17 protein-coding genes are annotated in these 21,441 nt (G+C 58.3%); 4 read left to right on the top strand and 13 right to left on the bottom strand.

Annotation, left to right across the window (positions count from 1 at the left end; genetic code table 11):
* Positions 1-35: 35 nt before the first annotated feature.
* The 7 genes from AC2FIR_RS21250 to AC2FIR_RS21220 form a co-directional block, all read right to left on the bottom strand.
* The gene (locus AC2FIR_RS21250) at positions 36-1,025 is read right to left on the bottom strand and encodes a HupE/UreJ family protein (protein ID WP_496747605.1); all 990 of its coding nucleotides are present in this window, start codon (positions 1,023-1,025) and stop codon (positions 36-38) included.
* Positions 1,022-1,852, bottom strand: coding sequence for a peptidyl-prolyl cis-trans isomerase (locus AC2FIR_RS21245; protein ID WP_496747607.1), 831 nt, complete (start codon positions 1,850-1,852; stop codon positions 1,022-1,024). Before AC2FIR_RS21245 ends, AC2FIR_RS21250 begins: the two co-directional genes overlap by 4 nt.
* Positions 1,853-2,014: 162 nt before the next feature.
* A complete protein-coding gene (locus AC2FIR_RS21240) occupies positions 2,015-3,937 on the bottom strand; it encodes a DUF3604 domain-containing protein (protein ID WP_480526103.1) in 1,923 nt (640 codons plus the stop codon).
* 228 nt (positions 3,938-4,165) lie between these two features.
* Entirely contained in the window at positions 4,166-6,574 is a 2,409-nt protein-coding gene (locus tag AC2FIR_RS21235) for a GcvT family protein (RefSeq protein WP_496747609.1), read from the bottom strand.
* Positions 6,575-7,279: an aspartate racemase/maleate isomerase family protein gene (locus AC2FIR_RS21230; protein WP_170805876.1), complete on the bottom strand. Its 705-nt coding sequence runs from the start codon at positions 7,277-7,279 to the stop codon at positions 6,575-6,577. It lies immediately after the preceding gene.
* Positions 7,272-7,715 carry an SRPBCC family protein gene (locus AC2FIR_RS21225; RefSeq protein WP_496747611.1) on the bottom strand — a complete coding sequence of 148 codons (444 nt, stop codon included), beginning with the start codon at positions 7,713-7,715 and terminating at the stop codon, positions 7,272-7,274. The genes AC2FIR_RS21230 and AC2FIR_RS21225 overlap by 8 nt, the downstream gene beginning before the upstream one ends.
* 338 nt (positions 7,716-8,053) lie before the next feature.
* Positions 8,054-10,522, bottom strand: a complete 2,469-nt coding sequence (locus AC2FIR_RS21220) for a CoA transferase (RefSeq protein ID WP_496747612.1) — start codon at positions 10,520-10,522, stop codon at positions 8,054-8,056.
* A gap of 117 nt (positions 10,523-10,639) precedes the next feature.
* On the opposite strand from AC2FIR_RS21220, the gene AC2FIR_RS21215 reads away from it, so the two are divergent.
* Positions 10,640-11,578, top strand: coding sequence for a GlxA family transcriptional regulator (locus tag AC2FIR_RS21215; protein ID WP_480490399.1), 939 nt, complete (start codon positions 10,640-10,642; stop codon positions 11,576-11,578).
* A gap of 19 nt (positions 11,579-11,597) precedes the next feature.
* Here the strand turns inward: AC2FIR_RS21215 and AC2FIR_RS21210 are convergent, their stop codons facing one another.
* The 3 genes from AC2FIR_RS21210 to AC2FIR_RS21200 form a co-directional block, all read right to left on the bottom strand.
* Positions 11,598-12,899: an aspartate aminotransferase family protein gene (locus tag AC2FIR_RS21210; RefSeq protein WP_496747615.1), complete on the bottom strand. Its 1,302-nt coding sequence runs from the start codon at positions 12,897-12,899 to the stop codon at positions 11,598-11,600.
* On the bottom strand, positions 12,896-13,066 hold the full coding sequence (locus AC2FIR_RS21205; protein ID WP_496747617.1) for a hypothetical protein: 171 nt from the start codon (positions 13,064-13,066) through the stop codon (positions 12,896-12,898). The genes AC2FIR_RS21210 and AC2FIR_RS21205 overlap by 4 nt, the downstream gene beginning before the upstream one ends.
* Before the next feature lie 192 nt (positions 13,067-13,258).
* The gene (locus AC2FIR_RS21200) at positions 13,259-13,714 is read right to left on the bottom strand and encodes an Lrp/AsnC family transcriptional regulator (RefSeq protein WP_170612240.1); all 456 of its coding nucleotides are present in this window, start codon (positions 13,712-13,714) and stop codon (positions 13,259-13,261) included.
* A gap of 116 nt (positions 13,715-13,830) precedes the next feature.
* Here AC2FIR_RS21200 and AC2FIR_RS21195 point away from each other — a divergent pair, with 116 nt between their 5' ends.
* Both AC2FIR_RS21195 and AC2FIR_RS21190 read left to right on the top strand, forming a co-directional pair.
* Positions 13,831-15,030, top strand: a complete 1,200-nt coding sequence (locus AC2FIR_RS21195) for a methionine gamma-lyase (RefSeq protein WP_496747619.1) — start codon at positions 13,831-13,833, stop codon at positions 15,028-15,030.
* Positions 15,031-15,044: 14 nt separating this feature from the next.
* The gene (locus AC2FIR_RS21190; RefSeq protein WP_496747620.1) at positions 15,045-17,438 is read left to right on the top strand and encodes a thiamine pyrophosphate-binding protein; all 2,394 of its coding nucleotides are present in this window, start codon (positions 15,045-15,047) and stop codon (positions 17,436-17,438) included.
* Positions 17,439-17,678: 240 nt separating this feature from the next.
* Here the strand turns inward: AC2FIR_RS21190 and AC2FIR_RS21185 are convergent, their stop codons facing one another.
* Positions 17,679-18,584 (bottom strand): LysR family transcriptional regulator, encoded by a 906-nt coding sequence (locus AC2FIR_RS21185; RefSeq protein WP_496747621.1) that lies wholly within the window; start codon positions 18,582-18,584, stop codon positions 17,679-17,681.
* A gap of 101 nt (positions 18,585-18,685) precedes the next feature.
* Here AC2FIR_RS21185 and AC2FIR_RS21180 point away from each other — a divergent pair, with 101 nt between their 5' ends.
* Positions 18,686-19,876, top strand: a complete 1,191-nt coding sequence (locus tag AC2FIR_RS21180; RefSeq protein ID WP_496747623.1) for an NADH:flavin oxidoreductase/NADH oxidase family protein — start codon at positions 18,686-18,688, stop codon at positions 19,874-19,876.
* A 202-nt stretch (positions 19,877-20,078) separates the two neighbouring features.
* On the opposite strand, the gene AC2FIR_RS21175 is transcribed toward AC2FIR_RS21180, so the two are convergent.
* Together AC2FIR_RS21175 and AC2FIR_RS21170 are read right to left on the bottom strand one after the other, a co-directional pair.
* Complete coding sequence (locus tag AC2FIR_RS21175) at positions 20,079-21,104, bottom strand: adenylate/guanylate cyclase domain-containing protein (RefSeq protein ID WP_496747624.1); 1,026 nt, start codon at positions 21,102-21,104, stop codon at positions 20,079-20,081.
* Positions 21,097-21,438, bottom strand: a complete 342-nt coding sequence (locus AC2FIR_RS21170; protein WP_170805865.1) for an Hpt domain-containing protein — start codon at positions 21,436-21,438, stop codon at positions 21,097-21,099. The genes AC2FIR_RS21175 and AC2FIR_RS21170 overlap by 8 nt, the downstream gene beginning before the upstream one ends.
* Positions 21,439-21,441: the final 3 nt, after the last annotated feature.

The raw sequence follows: 21,441 nt of genomic DNA, 5'->3' as shown, positions 1-21,441 counted from the left end.
CGTGATAGCCTGCCCACACACCGCAGCCAACATATTCAGAAGCCACTTACGCGTTCTATTAGCCAATACATCGACACTGAGCCGATGCCATAAGCGGTAACAGTTGTCGCCGTTTGACCAATCGGAACCGCTATGAATCGCCCCGCCGCCATTAGAAGAGCCAAAGCGCCAATGAAACTGAGCTGGCCTGCCTCGACGCCGACATTGAAGGCAAGCAACGCCGCCGGAATATCGCTTGAGGGCAATCCGATCTCGGCCAACGCTCCCGCAAAGCCAAGGCCGTGCAAAAGCCCAAATCCGAAACATACGATCCAGGGTTTCTGTTTTGACAACCGGAACCGACCTTCGCCGCCCTTCACAATCTCAATAGCGAGGAAAACGATTGAAAGCGCGATCACAGCCTCGACCGGTGGACCGGGAACATTCAGGACACCGAAAGTTGCAAGCACCAGAGTTATGGAGTGCGCAAGTGTAAAAGCCGTTACTGCGCCAACCAGCCTCCATGGGTCACGAACCAGAATGAACAACGCAAACACAAACAGCAGGTGATCCCAGCCTTCCAGTATGTGTTCAAACCCCAACAGGAAATACGCGGAAAAGACTGACCACGTCGTCTGTTCAGTAGGTATTTTCTGAGTAACGGCATCTGGCGTGAAACGAAGGGTCGTCGGCTCGGCTTGCAGAGGGTGCAAACGCACCAAGACGTCGTTCTTTTGAGTCTCTAGCCCCTCAATCGCAATGGGTTGGCCAGCTATACCTGCCCCGCACTCGACAACCCATGAAGATACCCAGGCTCTGCCGTCTGAAACCGGGTCCGGGCCACGCGCCGGGGCGCAGCCATCCGGTAGGACCGCATCAATCGCCATCGGTCGACCGTTCACATCCGGCTTTCGCCAATGAACGCTCCACGTGCCTGAAGCGATTTGGCGAATTTCCAGATAACCCGGATCAAGCGCATGTGCGGTAGCCTTACCTGCCGACAAGGCAAACAGCAGAGCAAAAACAAGACAGACAACCGCTCTCATTTGGCCGGGCCTGCAAGATCGGGAGCTACGATTTCATAGTTTCGGGCAAGAGCCTCATATTGCGCCTGCGCCAGATCTTCGCTTGCAGCGCGACGCCAATCCCGCAGTACCACACCGTGGATTTCTGCCAACGAAGGCAGTTGGCTGGGTTCGATGGCGACAACCTTGACCAGATGTACCCCATATCCCGACCGGATCGGTCCGGTCCATTCACCCACGTCCAGCGTTGTCAGACCTTCGGAAAATCCATTTCCAAACACCGAGTCGATGACTCTTGTCGCGGTCATGGGCATTGACGCGGGCAGCAGTGTCGAGCTTCCAAGGCCATCAGGTTCCTGCTCGGCCCGCAGCGCGGTCAGTGCCTGCTCGATTTCTGCTTCACCTGGCTTTTCACCCAGAAAAACCTGAGTGAAGGCCGCTTTGGCAGATGTTGCGTAGCGTTCAGAGTTCTCCTCCAGAAAAGCCTCTAATTCTTCGTCATCCGGAACAACTGATGTGGCGATCGCTTCAGACAGAAAATCCATCTTTTGGCTCAGCCGGGACCTGATGACGGTATCGCCGCGATCAAGGCCAAGTTTTCTCGCTTCTCTGACTAGTACCTCTTCGCGAATTGATGCATCGACCAAGGCTTGCAACTCAGCTTCGCTTGGTCTGCGTTTCCACCTAGCTTCAAACTGTGCTGACAGCAGCGCAACATCGTTTTCGTCGATTGCTATCGTATCAATGTCTTCAACAGCCTCGGCTTCCGGCGCAACCAAATGGAACCAAACGAAAATCGCCGCTCCAATCAAGAAGAAATGGAACAGAGGTTCTTTCAACAATCGCATGAAGGCTCCTGCAAGAAAAACACGATCCGGTTCTATGTATCGATGCTGGCATCACCCGGTTGGGTTTTGCAAGAAACGAACACCCTGTGTGTTTCAGAAAGTTGGTGACAGCACCGGGGCAGAGTTCCCTACCCCGGCTTCCAATTCCGTCCCCAGATTGGATCACTCTTCCGGCGTGTACCAGATCGGAGAGGAATACGCGCGCTCCTGATGCGTCAGAACCGCGTCTTCCGGCAATTCGGCACCGAACCTCAGCTTGTCGTACAGCACCCAGCGTGGTGTGGGGATTTCGATGGCGCGCACGTAGTAAAAGGCCCGCGCATTCGGATCGAAATCAGGATCAGACCAAACCGTAACCAGTTCGGCGGTTCCGATTGTGTTGGTCCAGCTTGCGGTGTCTACATCCACGGTGTTTCCAACCGCGGGAACCTTGCCGTTTTCATCAGCAACACGATCACCCGACCACGCCACATCGTAGACCTTTTCCTGCAAAGCTCCGTCGGAATCGAGCCATCCCTTTACCACTTGCACGCGGTCCAGATTGGCACCAACCGGGTCGCGCAGAGCAGCGATCAGGAATGCGGGCGCACCATCACCTTCGCGGGGGCGCAGGTCCGAACCCATCGGGACTCCTTTGGTATAGCCGACATCTGCAAGGAAACGGGTTTCAACGTCCGCGTCATTGAAATCCCATCCGCCAAAGAACCGCAGGCCGATCCGGGGGCCGGTTGTTGCATAAGTCTCGCGCCGCTTGAACGCATCAAAGATCGCAGCGCGTGTGTTTTCGGTCGCCCAAACGGCCGTGTAGCCGGAAGCGACCAGAAGGTCGCCGGGAATTTCACCCAGATCATTGGCAATGAAAGGATGTTTGATCCGCGTGGCCGAAGGTTCAACACTGACAGATTTTCCAAAGAAGTTGTCTTCTTCGGCAGTGGCCAGAGACGTATGGCTGTCCGTCGCGCCGCCCATACCGAACTTATAGGGGTTAACGCCGAACTTTTCTTCCAGCAACAGACCGCGCTTCAGTGCTTCTCGGGCGTATTCACCGGCCAACATGTCATCGGTCTTCAGCTCGGTGATATCCAGATTGCCTACATCCCAGTTTTCGTAGTCTGCAAATTCGTCATCCGGGCTCAGGAATGGATGCGCTTCGCCGTCACCCTTGATCTGCGTGACTTCGTAATGGGGCTCCCATTTCGCACGGGCCGCCACGTATTCCTCATCGACCTTACCGCCGTGATATGTATCTTCGGTCGGGAACATCCACCCGTTTGACAGGTTGCCGTTATGGGCAAAGGCAACTGCACGCCCCCCGGTTTTTTCCTGATACTCTTCAAGCCACGCGTAAAGCGCCTTTGGATCCGTATCGCCGTAAGGCGGCTGCGTCACCGGGGGCACCATCTGAAGCGCTCTGATCGGCCCATCGCGCAGCATGACGTTCCGATGCAAATTGAAACCCTTCGGTACCGAGGTCCACTCGAACCCGATGAAAGCGGTAAAGTCGCCAGGGTCGTTATGCCGCTCGGCCGCCAAGACAATGTTCTCCCAGGTGAAGGCGAAAGCGTCGGCACCGGGGCTGTAGGACTCGAGAAGAACTTCCGGCAACGTCATTTGCGAGAAGTTGGTAATAATGTCGAACGCGGTTTTCCCGGCCTCTTCACCGCCGGCTTTGTAACCCTCGTACCATTCCAGACCTTTTGGATCGGCAAGAACACCGGGCTTGCCAGCTTGCAGATCCGGGGCAAATCCCATCAGGTCCGTGTGATCCGTCAGAACCATCCAATCCAACGGCCGGGCCAGCCGGACAGGTTGACCGGTGGACGAAATGACCTGCTCACCCTTTGCGAAACGCCATGCGTCGTCCGGCAGCAGGGTGTTCCCGAAGGCGCCCGCATCCAAGGAAAGCCCCGTGTGAAGGTGCGTGTCCCCCCAAAGCGGGCGTTCGGGAAAAGTCCGGTTGGCATATGGAGAAAACGGTCGGTCCGAGAACAAGTCTTCGGCCGCTTCTTTGCTTGGCACGGCGTCAGAAAGAGCAATTGTCGGCGCAAACACCAATGAGAAAAAACACGCGGATATCCGAAACATAGTGACCTCCCAAATCAACTATACCAACAGAATGGAGGAACTTTTCGCAGCCCCTTAATATTCGATTTTGTTTATATCACAGTGCGTCGATTTCCGTGAGGAATTTTCCGGACCACGGTTTTCGTGGTGCTGGAAAGGCAACCGATCCGTTTCCAATTCGAAGTTTCCACCTGCGAACGTTTTACGGTTTCGCCCATGCTCGTGACCAGGAACCAGTGCTTGCGGAACTCAGGTGCGCAACCGCTTGTTCTCTGGGTCATAGACGTGGTGGTTGTGACGAACGGCAGATCGAAGTGCGCCAAAGGCTTGAACGTGGCAGCTTTGGCCAATGTCCAGAGTTCCCGTTTCCACATAACCCAGCGCGATAAGACGACCGCTTCGGAACCCCATCGACACGGATGTTAGGTAACCGATTGCTCGATCGCCCAGGATAATGGGATCAGACGGCAACGGATCTGGGCCAGGGTCCGTAATTTCAAGTCCGATGAATTGCCAGGCTGGCACCTCGCGCTTTTGCTGCATGACAGCTTCGCGCCCTGTGAACTGCCCCTTTCTCAGGTTGGCAAAGCTCGCCAGCCCCGCGTCAAAGAGTGTGTATTCCGTGCCAAAATCAGCAGCCCAGCCGTGATATCCCTTTTCAACCCGCATTGCGTTCAGCGCGTAGGAGCCGAAATTTCGAATACCGTGGTTTTGCCCGGCCTCCCAAATGGCCTGGTAAAGCTTTGTCAGGTGCTCGGAAGAGACATGAAGCTCCCAACCCAATTCACCCACGTAACTCACCCTGAGGGCGGTGACTGGTACGTCGGCGATCGTCGTCTCGGTAACGCTCATCCAAGGCCGGGTCAGGTCGCCGTTTGTCAAAGGCTCAAGAAGCGCACGGGATTTCGGCCCCATGACCAGAAGTGCGCCATCTCGTTCGTGCTGCCGGGTGAGCGTGGCATCGGCGTCGCCTATCTGTCCCGCGATCCAGTCGTAGTCACGGTCCACGGCAAGTGTCGGACCGCAGAGCAGAAAGCGGTCATCGGCCAGCCGGGCGATCGTTGCCTCGGACCAGATCTTTCCGTTTGGTGTCAGCATGTAAGACAGGCGCACCCGTCCAACGTCCGGCAGGGAACTACAGAAGACCCTGTTCAAAACCGCGGCCGCATCCGGACCTTCGAGCGTGAATTTGGTAAAGCCGCCATGATCCATGATACCGACCGCATCCCGAACGGCCTCGCATTCCTTGCGGACCGGCTCATTCCATGCTTCTTCGCCAAAGCTTAGATCATGAGCCTCTGAACCAGGTGCCGGATCAAACCAGAAGGCACGTTCCCAACCGCCGATCTGCCCCATGACCGCGCCCTGTGAAACCAGATGGTCGTAAAGCGGAGACTGCCTGACGGGTCGCCCTGAGGTCAGAATGCGGTGGGGGTAAGGGATCGCATATTGCAGATCGTAATGCTCCGACGCCCGGCGCGCCGCATAATCCCCGCATGCCCAGTCGCCAAAGCGTCGCGGATCCCAAGCGCTCAGATCCCATTCGGTTTCGCCTGCGGTCAACCATTCGGCCATTGCCTTGCCAATCGCGGCTGAATGCGTGATTCCGATCTGAATACCTGTCGCGTGGAAGAAATTTCGTACGCCACTTGCCGGGCCGACAAGCGGCAGAGCATCCGGCGCATAAGGAATGGGGCCATTCACGAAACGTTGTGCCCCGGCTTGTTCCAGCAGCGGGACATGGCTGCATGCAGCCTCGAACACCGCCATCATCCCGTCGACATCGTCGGCAAAAAGCTGATGGTCAAAATCCCCGGGAACACCATCCATCCAGACCGGTCGACCTTCATGCGCGTAAGACCCCAGCAGGAACGCGTTCCGTTCCCGGCGCAGGTAGAACCTTAGATCCGGGTCCCGGATCAGCGGGAAAAGATCACTGTCCGCGTCCAGCTCAGGCAAGGCGCTTGTAACCATGTATTGGTGTTCCAGGGTCACGACAGGCAGGTTCATTCCGGCAAGCGCGGCGATCTGCGCGCCGCTAGACCCCGCCGCATTGATTACGGTTTCCGCAATCAGGCTGCCAGCCGATGTTTCGACCTCCCAGTCTCCGCTGCTGCGCTGTCTGAGGCCGGTGACTTTGGTATAGCGGCGCACCTCGGCTCCCATGTCCCGCGCGCGTTTGGCCAAGGCCTGCGTCAACTGGCTGGGATCGATATCACCTTCATAGGGGTCCAGAATGCCGCCCAGAACGTCATTCCCCGCCTTCCAGTAAGGGTGCATCTTCTCAATGTCCGATGGTTCCAGCATCGAAAGCTCGAACCCCGCGGATCGCGACACGCCACACAAATGCTGAAACAGCTGCATCCGCTCTGGCGTGTGTGCGGGCCAGATTGCCTTGGTGTGGCGGTAGGTAATCGGTGCATCCGGGTGGGTTGCAAGTTCCTTGTAAAGACGCCAAGCGTAATTGCCCGCGCGCATCCCCAGCCACGAGTTGGCGTAAGTGGGAATGTTGCCTGCCGCATGCCAGGTCGAGCCAGCCGTCAGCTCATTTTTCTCGAGCAGCAGCGCATCGGTAATACCCGCCTTGGCAAGATGGTAAAGGATAGCCGCCCCTACGGCGCCGCCACCGATGACGGCGACCTGCACGTGGTCCTGCATTCAGTGTTTCTCCAGCAATGTGCCGTAGCCCGGGATCGCATCCTTGATGCCGATGGCGCGAAGCGCTTGCCAATACACGGCCGCATTGCATGCAACGACTGGTTTTTTATAGCGCGCTTCCAATTCGGCGATCAGTGAGACCACGGGCAACGCGGTACCGACCTGAAGGATGACATCGCAGTCCGATGCAGCCACCTGAGAGAAGACGGCACGAATATCGTCAAGCGGTGTTTCGCAAATCTCGGGGAGTGTCGGCGCCGCCGTTCCTTTGATCGCGGCAACCTCAAATCCGGCGGCCTCGGTATTGGCTTTTACAACCGCATCCACTTCTGCGCTGAACGGGGTGACAACTCCGACCCGCACCGCCCCAAGTGCGCGAAGCGCCGCGTAGTTGGCCTGCGAAGCGCCCAGCAAACGCACGCCTACCTGGTCAGAGACTTCCGAGCACCGGGCCGCCAGCTTGTCCGGCCCGCCCGCCCCTGCATCCGTTGTCAGCCCCACGGCAATTACCCCGGGGTTACAATCCATCAGCTTGGCCGCTTCGTCAGGCAGATCATCCGACACAGTGTCCCCACCAAGGCGAAAGCGCTGCATCTGGTTGGTCACACCGTTCGGCCGCAAAAGCTCCAGCTCCGGCTGCACGACGGTATTCATCGCCGGTGTCATCACGCCGACAATGGCGCGGGGCGCGAGCGTGTCAGTCATGCTGGTTCTCCCTGAGATATCGGTTCAAACCTTCCATGCCACCAATGTAGATTGCGTCACCCACGATACTGTCCATCTCGTTTGCGACATCAGGCGCACAGTTAAATCGGCTTTCCCAAATGCCCAGAGTCTGATCGGTATGTGATATCGGGATAAATCGATGCGTCGAAACGTATCCTTCGACGGGAAGCGGACTTTCGAGAATGTCGTAGGTATAGAAGTGGTCGATATCGGAATGCGCAAGCAGGGTCTCGCGAAACACCGTCCCATCGCGAATTTGCAGGCTGCGAATTGACCCGGTCGCGGTCGGCGCTCCATTTTCCAATGTGGCCTTATCCACTCCTGGGTTCCAGGCTGCTAACCCGTCAAAGTTTCGGACGGCCTGCCAGACCCGGTCGATATTTGCATCTATGATCATACTGCGAAAAACGTGCATCTTTTCCCTTTCAGTGACCCAAGCGAGTGGTAAATCGCGTGAATATCCTTTGTGTCGTTCAACGGGGATGTGAGGGCGCGATCCCATATTGATTGTGCACCAACTTCGCGCCAATCGTCCACGCTCGGGCGGTCTGCGAGGCGAAGACGACAGTCGTGGAACTGGACACCCATGGGCCTTACGCTTTCGCACCACGATTATGTGACACTTTCCTTGGTCGACAGATTGCTGGTCCGAAAGCGCTGCGTCGAGCGCGCATCGGACCGATGTCCGTTAGATGACCCAATAGCCCACTCCGCTTGCCCGAGGTCAGTCCGACCTTTCGGGATTCTCTGCCCTTATTCGGGAAGGTATTTGTCGGACCACTGCATTGCCGCTGCCCCGGTCTTGATCATGTGATCAATTGCATCTTCGGCCAACCCGATCCGCGCCAGGATTTCGCGCGTGTGGGCCCCATATTTTGGCATGTGCGAAGGCACGGTGATACGGCCCTTTTCCGGGCGCACGGCATTCGGCGCCACCAGATCGGTCCAGCGGCCCATCGGATGCCGGTCGTGGCGGATCACACGGAATGTCGCCTGTGACAGATCAACCTCTCCACCGCTTTCCGGTTGCAGGGCGGCATCGCGGGTTTCGTGCAGCGACCCTAATGGAACAACGGCGCTGGACGAAGCGGCGAATGCTGCTTTCCAAAAGGCCACGGGACGTTCACGGAAGCGCGATGCCAGGCCGGCCTGCACTTCACACTCCGGCAGATTTGCAAGGTCGGCAAGTTCGGGGATATTCGCCAAAGCCTTCTCTCGCTCGGTTGGGGCGGCGAAGAACATCCAACCGTCCGCCGCTTTATAGCAATGATAGAACGGCCCCCAGCCCAGCGCATGACGCCCCGAAGGTTCGTCAAACGACGCCCGCCCGTCATAATCATACATGAACTGGGCCTGAATCAGGTTGCCCGCAGCCGCCAGCGAGGCGCGCGCAATACCGCCCTCTCCTGTCTGGTCCAGCCGCATCAGCGCCCCACCAAGCGCCACGCAGGCACAGTACCCGGTCAAAACGTCGATCGTGCCAAAATGCGCGTGCTCTTCCGGCGTTTCCATGCCGCCGCCAAAACGCACCATGACACCGGTGGCCGCCTGGGCCAGATCGTCATAGCCAAGGTGGTTGGACTTCGGCCCGATCTTCGGCCCGCCAAATGCGTCTAGCTGAACCAGGATCAGCTTCGGATTGATGCTTTTTAACCGGTCCGGCGACAACCCCAGCGCATCGCGCTGCGCATCGGTGCCGTTCATGGTGATGACGTCGGATTCAGCGATCAGGCGCGCCAGTGCCTCTTGCCCTTCGTTGCTGCGCAGGTTCAAAAGGATGCTCTTCTTGCCGCGATGCGCGTGCATGCCAAAGACAACGGCATTCCAAGGGTCTACCGAAGGGTCGACCGGTTGTACCAAAGTGACTTCGGCTCCGAACCGTGCAAGGGTCGAGCTGATGGTGGGGCCGGCGATGACATTCGTCAGGTCCAGAACCTTCAGCCCGTCCAGCCAACCCTGTCCGGCGGTATCAAAGACCGCCGAGACCCGGGGCGCTTCGGCCAGAAGCGCGGCAAGATCGGCGGGCTTGGCCGCATGCTTGACCGGAGCCTCGGCATCTTCTGCCAGCCACGCGACATTGCCCATCTGGCGCATCCTGCCGTGCACGGGATGTTCGACCTCCAACACAAGACCCGAAGCCAGCGCGTGCGGATCATTCAGCCATTCCTGTGAGGATCGCTGGGCCGTTGCCGGTGCTTTCGATGCCCCGAACAGCGCCTCCCACTCGTGGGCCGGGCGGGTCAGAAAGGCCTCTTTCATCGCGGTGGATACGCGGGCGCGGTCCGAAACGCCGACCGGATAGTTGCGTATAGACCATTCCGCGGGCCAGTCTTTCTGATCCAGATAGGCGTCAAAATCTGGCAGGCTTTCAACCATATCGCCAAGCCCAAGCGTTCGAAGCGCGCGTTCAGGATGACCCTTGATGCTGCATGCCACAACATAAAAACCCCGGCCATCTGCGCAGGGGTAGGTCCGGTAGAACGGGTCGAGGAATTCAGACAATTCCGAAAACTCCAGATTCAGCGGCAGACCTTCTGCCGCGCGCCGTTCCAGTTCAACTTCTCGCGGGGATTTGTAGCGGTCCGGATAGTCCTCGATTTGCTGACAATTGTAGACCAGCCCCTCCAGGAGGGCCGAGGCCAGCGGAACCTCAATATGATCCCCGCCATTTCTGCCCCGCGCGCGAAGTGCAAACAGCACCGACATGGCGCCAAACGTTGCCCCGTAGGCCGAAGCCAGCCCCAGCGGAGTGAAGGATGGGTTGATCCCCATAAGCCGGCGGTTCAGGCCCATATCCGTGAACTGCCCTGTGCGCGCAGCGATCACTGCCTCCCACGCTGCAATATCGGCCAGTTCCGGATCGGTCGAGGCAAAGCCGGGCATCGATAGTGAAACAATGGCGGGATTTGCCTGCCGCAAGGCGTCCGGTCCCAGACCAAGACGTTTCATCACACCCGGCCGGAAATTGTCGATGACAACATCGGCGCGCTGAACAAGTTGCAGGGCTGTCTGAAGACCGCCTGGCGATTTAAGGTCCAATTCCAGGTTGGATTTTCCACGTGACAGCATATCCGATGCGGGTGACTTCAGGCGCGGTCCGCCCGGAGGATTGATGCGGATCACATCCGCCCCCATATCGGCCAACATCATCCCTACCAGCGGCCCGGCCAGATATTGGCCGAAATCAAGAACCCGAATGTTCGAAAGCGGTCGGTTGCGCATGGTGGTCAGGCCCTTTTGCCGGTGTGGTTGGTTCGACTGCAAATTGGGTAAAGCGTAGTCTTGAATTTTCTGCGGGCGTTGTCCTAATTTGCCAAAAAACATCCCAAATCGGACGAGATGCTGGCGCTCAAAATCAACGTCCTGCTGTTTGACAAATTTTCCAACATGCTGCTGGCCTGCCTGTTGGAGCCGCTGCGCGTTGTTCGGGATCAGACCGGCGCCGACATCCACTGGTCTATTGTGACGCCTGACGACGATGCAGTTCGCAGCTCCAGTGGTCTGCGTCTTTCGCCGGACGTCACCCTGGTTGACGCGGGCGCCTGCGATCTGTTGATGGTGGTCGGCGGAGACGAGTTTAGGCAGAACGCCTCGAAACCGGCCAGCAGAAAATGCGTCGCGCTGACCAGACAGGCGGAGACGGTCATCGGGGCGGATACCGGGGCGTGGTTTCTTGCTTCCTGGGGATTGCTGGACGGGCGTCGGGCAACCCTGCACTGGCAAACACTGACTGAGTTTTCGGAGGCGTTTCCAAATGTCGAGACCCTGCCGGACAGATTTGTCCGCGACGGTCCGATCTGGACATGCGGCGGCGCGTCGACAGCCATGGATTTGATGATCGCCCTGATTTCGGAACGATACGGTGACGCGCTGGCGCATGATGCGGCCAGCATGTTCCTGCATGACGGTGCGCGGTTCGATGGGCTTGGACACAGCGCCATGCAACCCAAAGGGTCGGAAAAACTGCGGCGCTGCATTTCCATAATGGCAGAAAATGTCGAGGCTCCGATGCAAATCGTGGACCTCGCGCGGCGGGCCAACCTTTCGGTTCGGTCCATCTCGCGCATCTTTGTCAAAGAGCTTGGGATGCCGCCCCAACGCTATTACCAGTTGATGCGCCTGTCGCGCGCCCGCGACCTGGTTGCACACACGAACCTTGTTCTGGAAGAGGTTGCGATGCGCTGTGGCTATTCCTCCGCACAGTCTTTGTCCAAGGCGTTTTCGCGGCAGTTCGGCGTCAGCATCGGATCGACGCGCAAGCACAAGCAAATGTGGTGATCTGCCCGGTACGGTGACGCTACTGCGTCTCGTTGAGAACCGGCTTGATCTCTTCCAGTGCGCGGTCGAACGCATTCAGGGTGTCCGTGACATCATCGTCACTATGCGCGGCCGATGTCACGGCGCTCATCGCGGACATCAGGTCAACGCCGTTGCGGTTCAGAGCATCCTGTAGCCCCGCGACCAGCTTGGGTGCGGGTCCGCGAATGGTCGCGGCGGGTATCCCGTCCATCGACCCTTCGTGCGGCCCGAACCAGAGGTGGAACGTCGAGCTTTCGCCATAGCACAACCCTTCGATTCCGTGTTTGGAGAACAGCGCGTTCACGCCACTCCGAATATCCGCCGCGATCCTGTCCGCATGGGCCTGGGCCGAACCATCCGCCAAAAGGTCCATCATCACCGATCCGGTTGCGGCAACGATGGGCGCCCCGTTGAAGGTTCCCTGGTGCAGCACAGCCGGGGTATGTCCCCGGGTCGTGACGGACGGGTCGAGCATCGCCATGACCTCGGCTGTGCCGCCGACGGCACCTCCCGGCATACCGCCGGTGACGATCTTGGCCATGGTCGTCAGGTCGGGCGTGTTACCGGCCAGCGCCTGACGCCCACCTGGGGACCAGCGGAAGCCAGTAATGATCTCATCCAGGATCAGCAGGCCGCCATTTCGATGCGCGGCGGATTGGGCGGCTCGCAGAACCGCCTGCGCCATCGGCACTGCACCGTAATTGGCGCCCGAGGCTTCGACAATCACCGCAGCATAGTCCTTGGTGGCGAGCATCCTGTTCAACATGTCCGCATCAGGCGGGCAGATGTCGGTCAGCGCTGCGACGGCTGCGGGAACGCCCAGTGATGGTGGCACATCCGATCCCGGTTTGGACCCCTTCAGAACGTGATCATGCCAGCCATGGTAGTGCCCGTCCACGCGAAGGATCTTGTCACGGCCAGTGAAGGCGCGGGCGATGCGCAGGGCCAGCATCGTTGCTTCGGTTCCGGACGCTGTGAAGCGGACCCGCTCTACCGACGGAATCAGATTGCAGATCTTGCGTGACCAGTCGACCTCGCTCGGGTTGCAGTCAGCCGCAAAGATCGCTTGCGCCGCTTGCGCCTGCAGGGCTTTGACAATTTCGGGGTGGCAATGGCCCATCATCTGGCTGGCCGCACCCATCTTGAAATCGATATATCGATTGCCATCAGCGTCCCACTTATGCGCGCCCAGCGCACGGGTGATATAGATCGGGTTCGGCAAGCGCCAGCGATAGCGGTGTGAGGTGCCCCCGGGCATCGTTTGACGGGCTTGCTGAAACAGGTCGCTGGATCTGGTCATCTGTCCTTCTTGCCCTTCACCAAATTTGCCCGCCGCGCCGAGTGGCCCCGGCAGTCAGCACGTTTCTTTCCAGCAGCGTCGGCCCGCGCGGCCTCAGCCAGATGCCGCGATGTCGAACATCCGACAACACCAGCACCAACGATCGCATCGCATATGTGACCAGCCACGCCACCCTCCTGCTTTTCAGCCACTCTGGCGACAAGGAAACAATCGGGCAAGACGACTTTTCGGTAACGGGTTCTCCGGCCTTCCGGCGCTGCAGAACTGACCAGGCAGGCTTGGCTTACAAAGCTCTTGGCCACAGCCCGATGTGAGGCGCGCGCATCTACGTGGGCGCGAAACGGACGGAGCTTTACCGATCAGGTGGATGGGAAAACGGCTGTCTTCTTTACCGTTCCGTAGACAAAGCTGGTATCGATGGAGGCGATACCGCCAATCGGGTGAATGCGATTGCGGATAAAGTCTTCGTAAGCCTCGAGATCCGAAACAAGAACGCGCAACTGATAGTCCATGGCGCCGGTCAGCACATGGCATTCGAGAACTTCCTCGATCATCCGAATCCGACCTTCAAAATTCTGTACATCCGTTTCGTTGTGCCGCTCCAGCCGGATACGCACAAAGACGGTAATAGCCATCCCGTATGCGGTGGCGTCCACATCGGCGCTGTATCCCTTGATGATCCCACTGGCCTCAAGGTTCTTGACCCGGCGCAGGCAGGGCGACGGCGAGAGGCTGACCGCATCCGCAAGATCCTGATTGGTCATGCGCCCATCCCGTTGGAGGGCACGGATGATCTGTCTGTCCTTGGCGTCCATTTTCCCTCCCACGATTGGCAGATCCTGCCAATCTTGACCTCAATGTTGGTATAATTCGCAACCCTTCACCCAAAGTAAAGGCGCAAACTGGCTTCAACTGGAATCAGGAGTTTGTCATGACCCGTTCAACCGGCTTTGCTACCCGCGCCATCCACCATGCTTACAACCCGTTGGAAAATGACGGCGCGCTGACCCCGCCGCTGCATTTGACCTCAACCTTTTCCTTCGAAACGGCCGAGGCCGGCGGCGAGATGTTCGCGGGTGAACGCGAAGGCCATATCTACAGCCGTATTTCGAACCCCACATGCGATCTTCTAGAACGCCGGATTGCGGTGCTCGAAGGAGCTGAGGCCGGGCTGGCCCTTTCCAGCGGCATGGGCGCCATTACCGCAGTGCTTTGGACCCTGCTGTCGCCAGGCGACGAAGTTATCGTCGACAAGACACTCTATGGCTGCACCTTTGCGTTCATGCGCCACGGGTTGGCGAAATGGGGCGTCACGATCACGCATGTCGATATGACGGACCCTGAAAACCTGCGTGCCGCTGTGTCGGACAAAACGCGTGTGGTCTATTTCGAAACGCCGGCAAACCCGAATATGCGGCTTGTGGATATTGCCGCCCATGCAAAGATCGCGCACACGGTCGGTGCAAAGGTCGTGGTCGACAATACTTATGCCAGCCCATATCTGACCCGACCGATTGAACACGGTGCCGACATCGTTCTGCATTCCGCCACCAAATACCTTGGCGGGCACGGAGACGTGGTTGCTGGCCTGGTTGTAGGCTCGGCGGAACAGATTGCCGAGATCCGCCTGGTCGGGATGAAGGACATGACCGGCGCGGTGATGGCGCCCTTCAACGCGATGCTGATCCTGCGAGGGCTGAAAACCCTTAATTTGCGGATGGACCGCCACTGCGCGTCGGCTGAAGTTGTTGCTGAATATCTTGAGGCCCACCCCGCTGTCGGTGACGTATCTTTCCCTGGTCTCAAGAGTTTTGCCCAACACGATGTTGCGCAGCGCCAGATGTCGCAGCCCGGAGCCATGATTGCGTTTGAAATCAAATCTGGTCTGTCCGGTGGGATCGAATTCATGAACCGACTGACCATGATCCAGCGCGCAGTCTCGCTGGGTGATGCGGAAACCCTGATCCAGCACCCGGCCTCGATGACCCATTCGACATACACCCCGGAAGAGCGGGCCGAGCATGGAATCAGCGATGGCCTGATCCGCCTGTCAGTCGGGCTTGAAGACGTCGAAGACATCCTTGCAGACCTGGAGCAGGCTTTGCCCTACCCTGCCCGCAGCGCCGCCTGAACCCGGAGACCTCCATGCACATTGATCCCACCCAGTTGAAAATCGTTGAACAACGCCTGCTGTGGTTGTCGCATTGGATGATCCACCATGCCAATCATGTCCGGCCCAAGGTGGATGGGATCAAGATCGGTGGTCATCAGGCTTCGTCCGCCTCGATGGCATCGATCATGACGGCGCTCTATTTCTCGGCCCTGCGGCCGGAGGACAGGGTCGCCGTCAAACCCCACGCGTCGCCGGTCTTTCACGCGATGCAGTACCTCATGGGCAACCAGACCCGCGAGAAAATGGAAAACTTCCGCGGATTTGGCGGTGTTCAGAGCTACCCCAGCCGAACCAAGGATATCGATGACGTAGACTTCTCGACCGGGTCAGTGGGCCTGGGTGTCGCAATCACCTCGTTTGCCTCGATCATTCAGGATTACATCAAGGCCAAAAGCTGGGGTGCAGACGCCCCATTGGGTCGCATGGTTGCACTGGTCGGCGATGCCGAATTGGACGAAGGCAATATCTACGAGGCGTTGCAGGAAGGGTGGAAGAACGACCTGCGCAACACTTGGTGGATCATCGACTACAACCGCCAGTCACTGGATGGGATCGTACGCGAAGGGCTGTTCGCGCGGATCGAGAAGATCTTTGATGCTTTTGGCTGGGATGTCGTACGCGTGAAATACGGCGTCCTGCAACGCGCTGCATTCGAAGAGCCCGGAGGGGACCGGTTGCGGAACTGGATCGACGCCTGCCCCAATCAGGACTATTCGGCCCTAACGTTCATGGGAGGTGCGGTGTGGCGCCAGCGCCTGATGGACGATCTGGGCGATCAGGGAGACGTCACGGCGCTTATCGAACGGCGCACGGACGCGGAACTGGCGGCCTTGATGGAAAACCTCGGTGGCAACTGCGTCGAGACCATGTCCCGGACATTTGCCGCGATCGACCATGATCGCCCGACTTGCTTTCTAGCCTATACGGTAAAGGGCTGGGGCACGCCCATTGCCGGTCACAAGGACAACCACGGCGGGTTGATGAACAACAGTCAGTTTGCCGCGTGGCAGGCCCATATGGGCGTGCTTGAGGGTGAGGAATGGAATCCGCTCGCTGCAGTTGAGGACCCTGAAGCCCTGAAAGACTTCCTGTCCAAAGCGCCATTCTTTGCCAAAGGTCCTCGGCGCTATCTTGATGACAAGCTGGATGTGCCGCCAATAGGGATCGACACCAGCCGTGAGATTTCAACCCAGATGGCTTTCGGCAAGATTCTGGACGCCTTGTCCAAGGGCGACAGCCAACTGGCCGAACGCATTGTGACAACGTCGCCTGACGTAACCGGCACCACCAATCTTGGGCCATGGGTGAACCGTCGCAAGCTTTTCGCGCGTTCCGAACAGACCGACGCCTTTGTCGAACATCGTATCCCCTCGACGGCCAAATGGGAGTTCACGCCGGAAGGGCAGCATATCGAACTCGGGATCGCTGAAATGAATCTGATGCTGTTGCTGGGCGCGGCGGGTCTTTCGCATTCCCTGTTTGGAAAGCGGCTGATCCCGATTGGAACGGTTTATGACCCCTTTGTCTGCCGCGGACTCGATGCATTGAACTATGCCTGCTACCAGGACGCGCGCTTCATACTGGTGGGCACGCCGTCGGGGGTTACACTGGCTCCGGAAGGTGGGGCGCACCAGTCCGTCGGCACCCCCCTGATCGGGATGAGCCAGGATGGGCTGGCCGCATTTGAACCTGCCTTTGCCGACGAGTTGGCGGTGATCATGGAATGGGCCTTCGACTACATCCAGCGCGACGGCGAGGGACAACCGGACGAGCGCACCTGGCTGCGTGATGAAACCGGAGGGTCGATCTACCTGCGCCTGACGACCAACCCGATCGAACAGCCCGGCAAACGCGTGGACGACGAATTCCGTCAGGGTGCGATCGATGGGGCCTATTGGCTACGCAAACCTGGGCCCAATTGCGAGGTCGTAATCGCCTATCAAGGGGCAATTGCACCAGAGGCGATCAAAGCCGCAGGAGCAATTGGTGAAGGCCGTCGGGACATCGGTGTTCTGGCCGTCACGTCCGCCGATCGGTTGAATGCCGGATGGACCGCCGCCCAACGGGCACGGTCACGCGGAAACAAGGCGGCGCTGTCCCACATCGAAGCCCTGATGTCTGACCTTCCGCGTCACTGCAAACTGATCACGGTGATCGACGGGCATCCTGCGACCCTGTCCTGGCTGGGGTCCGTGCATGGACATCCGACGATTCCAATGGGTGTCGAGCACTTCGGTCAGACCGGCACGATCGGCGACCTCTATCGTCACCACTGCATTGACGCCGATGCCATCATCGAAAAGGTGAGCGGATTGACAGATGGGAAACCAATGCAACAACCGAGCATCGGCCTTGTTAGGGACTGACACCCTCTGATCGCAGCGTTTTGCAGGGTGAGGCCCCTTGGTCAAAGACGTCTCACCTCGGCGTGAAATTGCGACCCAAGTAATGCCGGTTTGATTTCGACCAGCTTGCGCCGATCCTTGCAATTCGGACCGGAACTATGGGTCTTCTTCTTGATCCCGGATTCCATCTCCAATCCGACGGCAACCGGGCTGTGGCTGTTCGGAAATCAATTTGAAAAGGCCAGCCAAATTTTCAGCCTGCTATCCGTGACCGAATACCTTGTCCGCGAAACCATCCACGAGGAAGTCAATCAGGGCCCGAACGCGCCGTGGCAGGAAGGGCATTTCCGGTCGCAGTACGAAGACCCCACCGCCGGCGCTAGGCTCCGCGTGATCCGACAGAACCGGACACAGGCGACCTGTGCGCAAGTCGTCGGATATCAGAAACTCCGGCAACCACGCTATGCCGCGTCCCGCACAGCACGCCGAACGGAGCGCTTCCAGACTATTGCAGGAAAACCCCGACCCGAGCCGCGACATGCCGCCACCCGTTCGTTTGAAGCCCCAATCCGACAGATATTTTTCCGGCCCGAGGCGCAGGCATCTGTGCGCAGTCAGGTCCTCGGGTTCCAGTGGAACTCCGCTCCGCTCAAGATAACCGGGCGCGGCACATGGGATCCGCTGATTGTCCATCAGTTTCCGTGACACGAGGGACGAGTCCGGCAAGATGCCGCTGCGGATTGCGAGATCGAAGCCATCGCCCACCAGATCAATGATCTTGTCCGTCAGCAACAGCTCGATTTCGACTTCGGGATTAAGCTCCATGAATTCGACCACCAGAGGGACAACATGTAACTGGCCAAGAGCCGCCGAGCTTGTCACACGGATCACACCGCGCAGGTTGCCGGCATCATCGGCAATGTCCTCTTCCAGGGCTGTCAGGCGGGCAAGAAGATCCCTCGCTTCCTCTACATATCGTTGTCCGGCCTCCGTCAATGCCATGCGCCGGGTCGAGCGGACAAGAAGCGGCACCCGCAACCTCTGCTCCAACAGGTGCACCCGTTTGCCCACCGCAGACGGGGTGTACCCCAACACGCGGGCCGCGGCCGAAAAACTGCCGTGGTCAACCACGGCCAGAAGGATTTCCAGTTCCGTTTTTTGCGACATTTATTCCAAAAACTATTAAAAGTTGATCCAAGATACCGGATTATCGGCGCAAACTTTCCAAATTATCTATGGTGGAGGCCAATAAACCAAGGAGAAATACCTTGCCCATCGCTTCGAACACCTCCCTTTTTAGCCCGTTCACCCTGCCGAACGGGCGTGTTTTGAAGAACCGGATCGTCAAATCGGCCATGTCGGATTCGCTGGCGGATGGCCGGGGCAACCCGACCGCCGCCCAGATGCGTCTCTATGAACGCTGGGCCGAGGGTGGTTTGGCGGCGTCGATCATCGGTGAAGTGCAGGGGGATCCGCGTTACCCCGAAAAACCGGGTAATCTCGTGCTCGACGAGGCGGCCGATATGGCGGCTTTCCGGGATCTGGCCCGCCGTGGCTCGGTCAACGGGGCGCAGCTTTGGCTGCAACTTGGCCACGCCGGGGCGCTCGCGCATCGACCGATCGGTCATACCAAAGGCCCAAGCGCTATCGATTTCCCTGATTTCAGCAGTGAAGCCATGTCGCTTGCCGAGATCAGGACCATTCCAGAAAAATTTGCCCGCACAGCCCGTCGGTCTGCCGATCTGGGGTTTGGCGGTGTCCAGATCCATGCAGCGCACGGATTTTTGTTGAGCCAGTTCCTCTCCCCCCTCTTCAACCGTCGAACGGATGCCTATGGTGGCCCGATCCACGCGCGGATGCGGTTGCTGATCGAAACCGTTGAGTCTGTGCGCTCTGCGGTGCCGTCTGATTTCACAGTCGCGGTCAAACTGAGCGCCACTGACCAGCTTGACGGCGGACTGACGGAACAAGACGCGCTCGGGGTGGTTGCCGGGTTGGACGGCAAAGGCGTCGATCTGCTGGACATCAGCGGCGGGACCTATTTTCCCGGCGCGCCATCTAGTTCCGAACGGTCAACCAAAGGTCCCTACTTCCTCGACTTCGCGCGCGCCGCACGGCGGTTGATCAAGACCCCACTCATGGTGACCGGAGGGTTCAAGCATCGCGCGGAAGCAGACGCGGCAGTCAAATCAGGGGATGTGGATGCGGTCGGCATAGCACGCGGTTTCATCCTGGACCCTGATTTGCCCAGCACTTGGCAGGCTGCGAAGAGTGACCCAGTCTTCCCTCGCTTCGCCACTTTGCCACCGGGCGGGATGACCGCATGGTTCACAATGCGAATGACGGACTATGGAGAAGATCGGGAGGGGCCGGTGGATCGGGATATTTTTCAGGCTATCGCGGAATATGAAAACCGCGACCATCAGCGTGTAGGGATTTGGAACGAGAAGTTTGTTTGAAAACGCCCCTGCCTCCGAACACGCCAAACATAATCGACGAGGGCGTAGATACTGTCGTGGCTTCTACGCCGATCTATTCCGAAAAGCGCCAACATCGCAAACCACCGTCTATCCAACAGATGTTTTGGGAACGTCCACAATGTTGGCTTCACACCTCTGAAACCAATCAAAAAAAGCATTGGCCCCAGGTTTGCACGGATGGTCATAGCGCGTGAATGTCGAACGTATCAGAGAAACCTTTTATCTTCGTTGCGCCGAATGTCTTTTCCACATGGGCACCTTCCAACAGCGCCAGTGTTTCCTGATCTATCAAAATTCGGCTACCGGTTCGCTGGGTTTCCGCTTCAAGACGGGCCGCAAGGTTTACGGTCGATCCGATGCAAGTGTACGTCGCCCGGTTGTCCGTGCCGGCATATCCGGCAACAACCTCGCCGGTTGCGATTCCGATGCCGATCTTCAAGGCATCTTTCCCTTCCGCGCGCCGTTCGAGATTTAAAATTTCGATCATGTTGTGCATCTCATGTCCCGCCGCCACCGCACTTTGCGCAGAGTTGGGCAGGGGTTGCGGAACCCCAAAAAGCGCCATCAAACCGTCGCCCAGCATCAGGCTGACAATGCCGCCATTGCTGGTCACAGCCTCGAACATCAAAGTGTAGAAGGTATTGAGCAGATCAATGGTTTCTTCCGGCGCGAGGTTTTCCGACAACGTCGTGAAGCCCCGGATATCGCAAAACAAAACCGACGCGTTGGCACGTTTTCCGCCGATGGCAAAGCCAGACGCTTGCAGGTCCTGGGCTACTTCGGTGGTTGCAAAGCGTTCAAGCAGACGTTTCTGTTCGTCCCGCAGTCTTTTCTTTTCGAGGCCACTGGAAACGCGTGCACTGAGAAGCGTCTTGTTGACCGGTTTCGGCAAGTAGTCTTCGGCCCCCAGTTCAATGCAGCGCACCACATTGTCGAGCCCTTCGACAGATGAGGTCACAATCACTGGCAGATCGCGCAGTTCGGTGTTCGACTTGATCGCCTCCAGAACCTGGAACCCGTCCATTTCCGGCATTTCAATATCGAGAAGAAGCAGGTCAAAAGGCTGACTGGACAGCATCTCCATCGCAACCCGACCGTTTTCCGCCACCGAAGCCTGGTGACCCAAAAGCTCGACATTCCGGGACAACAGCAGGCGATTGACCTTGTTGTCGTCGACAATGAGCAGATGTCCGGGGGCGTCAGTCATCAATCAAGCTCCGAAGCGCCGCTGCTGCGGTGTTAAGGGCCGCCTCCAACGCATTCGCATCCGTAAGATCACCGGCCACGGGCGGCTTTCCAAGCTCGACTTTCCTGGCCAGTTCGGCAAGCGCCGTTGCACCAAATGTGTTTGCATTGGATTTGATGGAATGTGCGGCCCGACGGTATCTGTCGGCATCGGCCGCGCCCGCGGCTGCCTTCAATTCGCTAATCATTCCGGGGGCTTCGTCGAGAAAGGTGTTCACAAGCTCGGCAGCAAAGTCTTCGCCTGTCGCGTCTTTGAGTTCCATGAAGATTTCATGATCAATTGGGCTATCTGTCATGGA

Source organism: Ruegeria sp. CDSB136, assembly GCF_059610965.1.
This window is presented reverse-complemented; position numbering and strand designations above follow the sequence as displayed.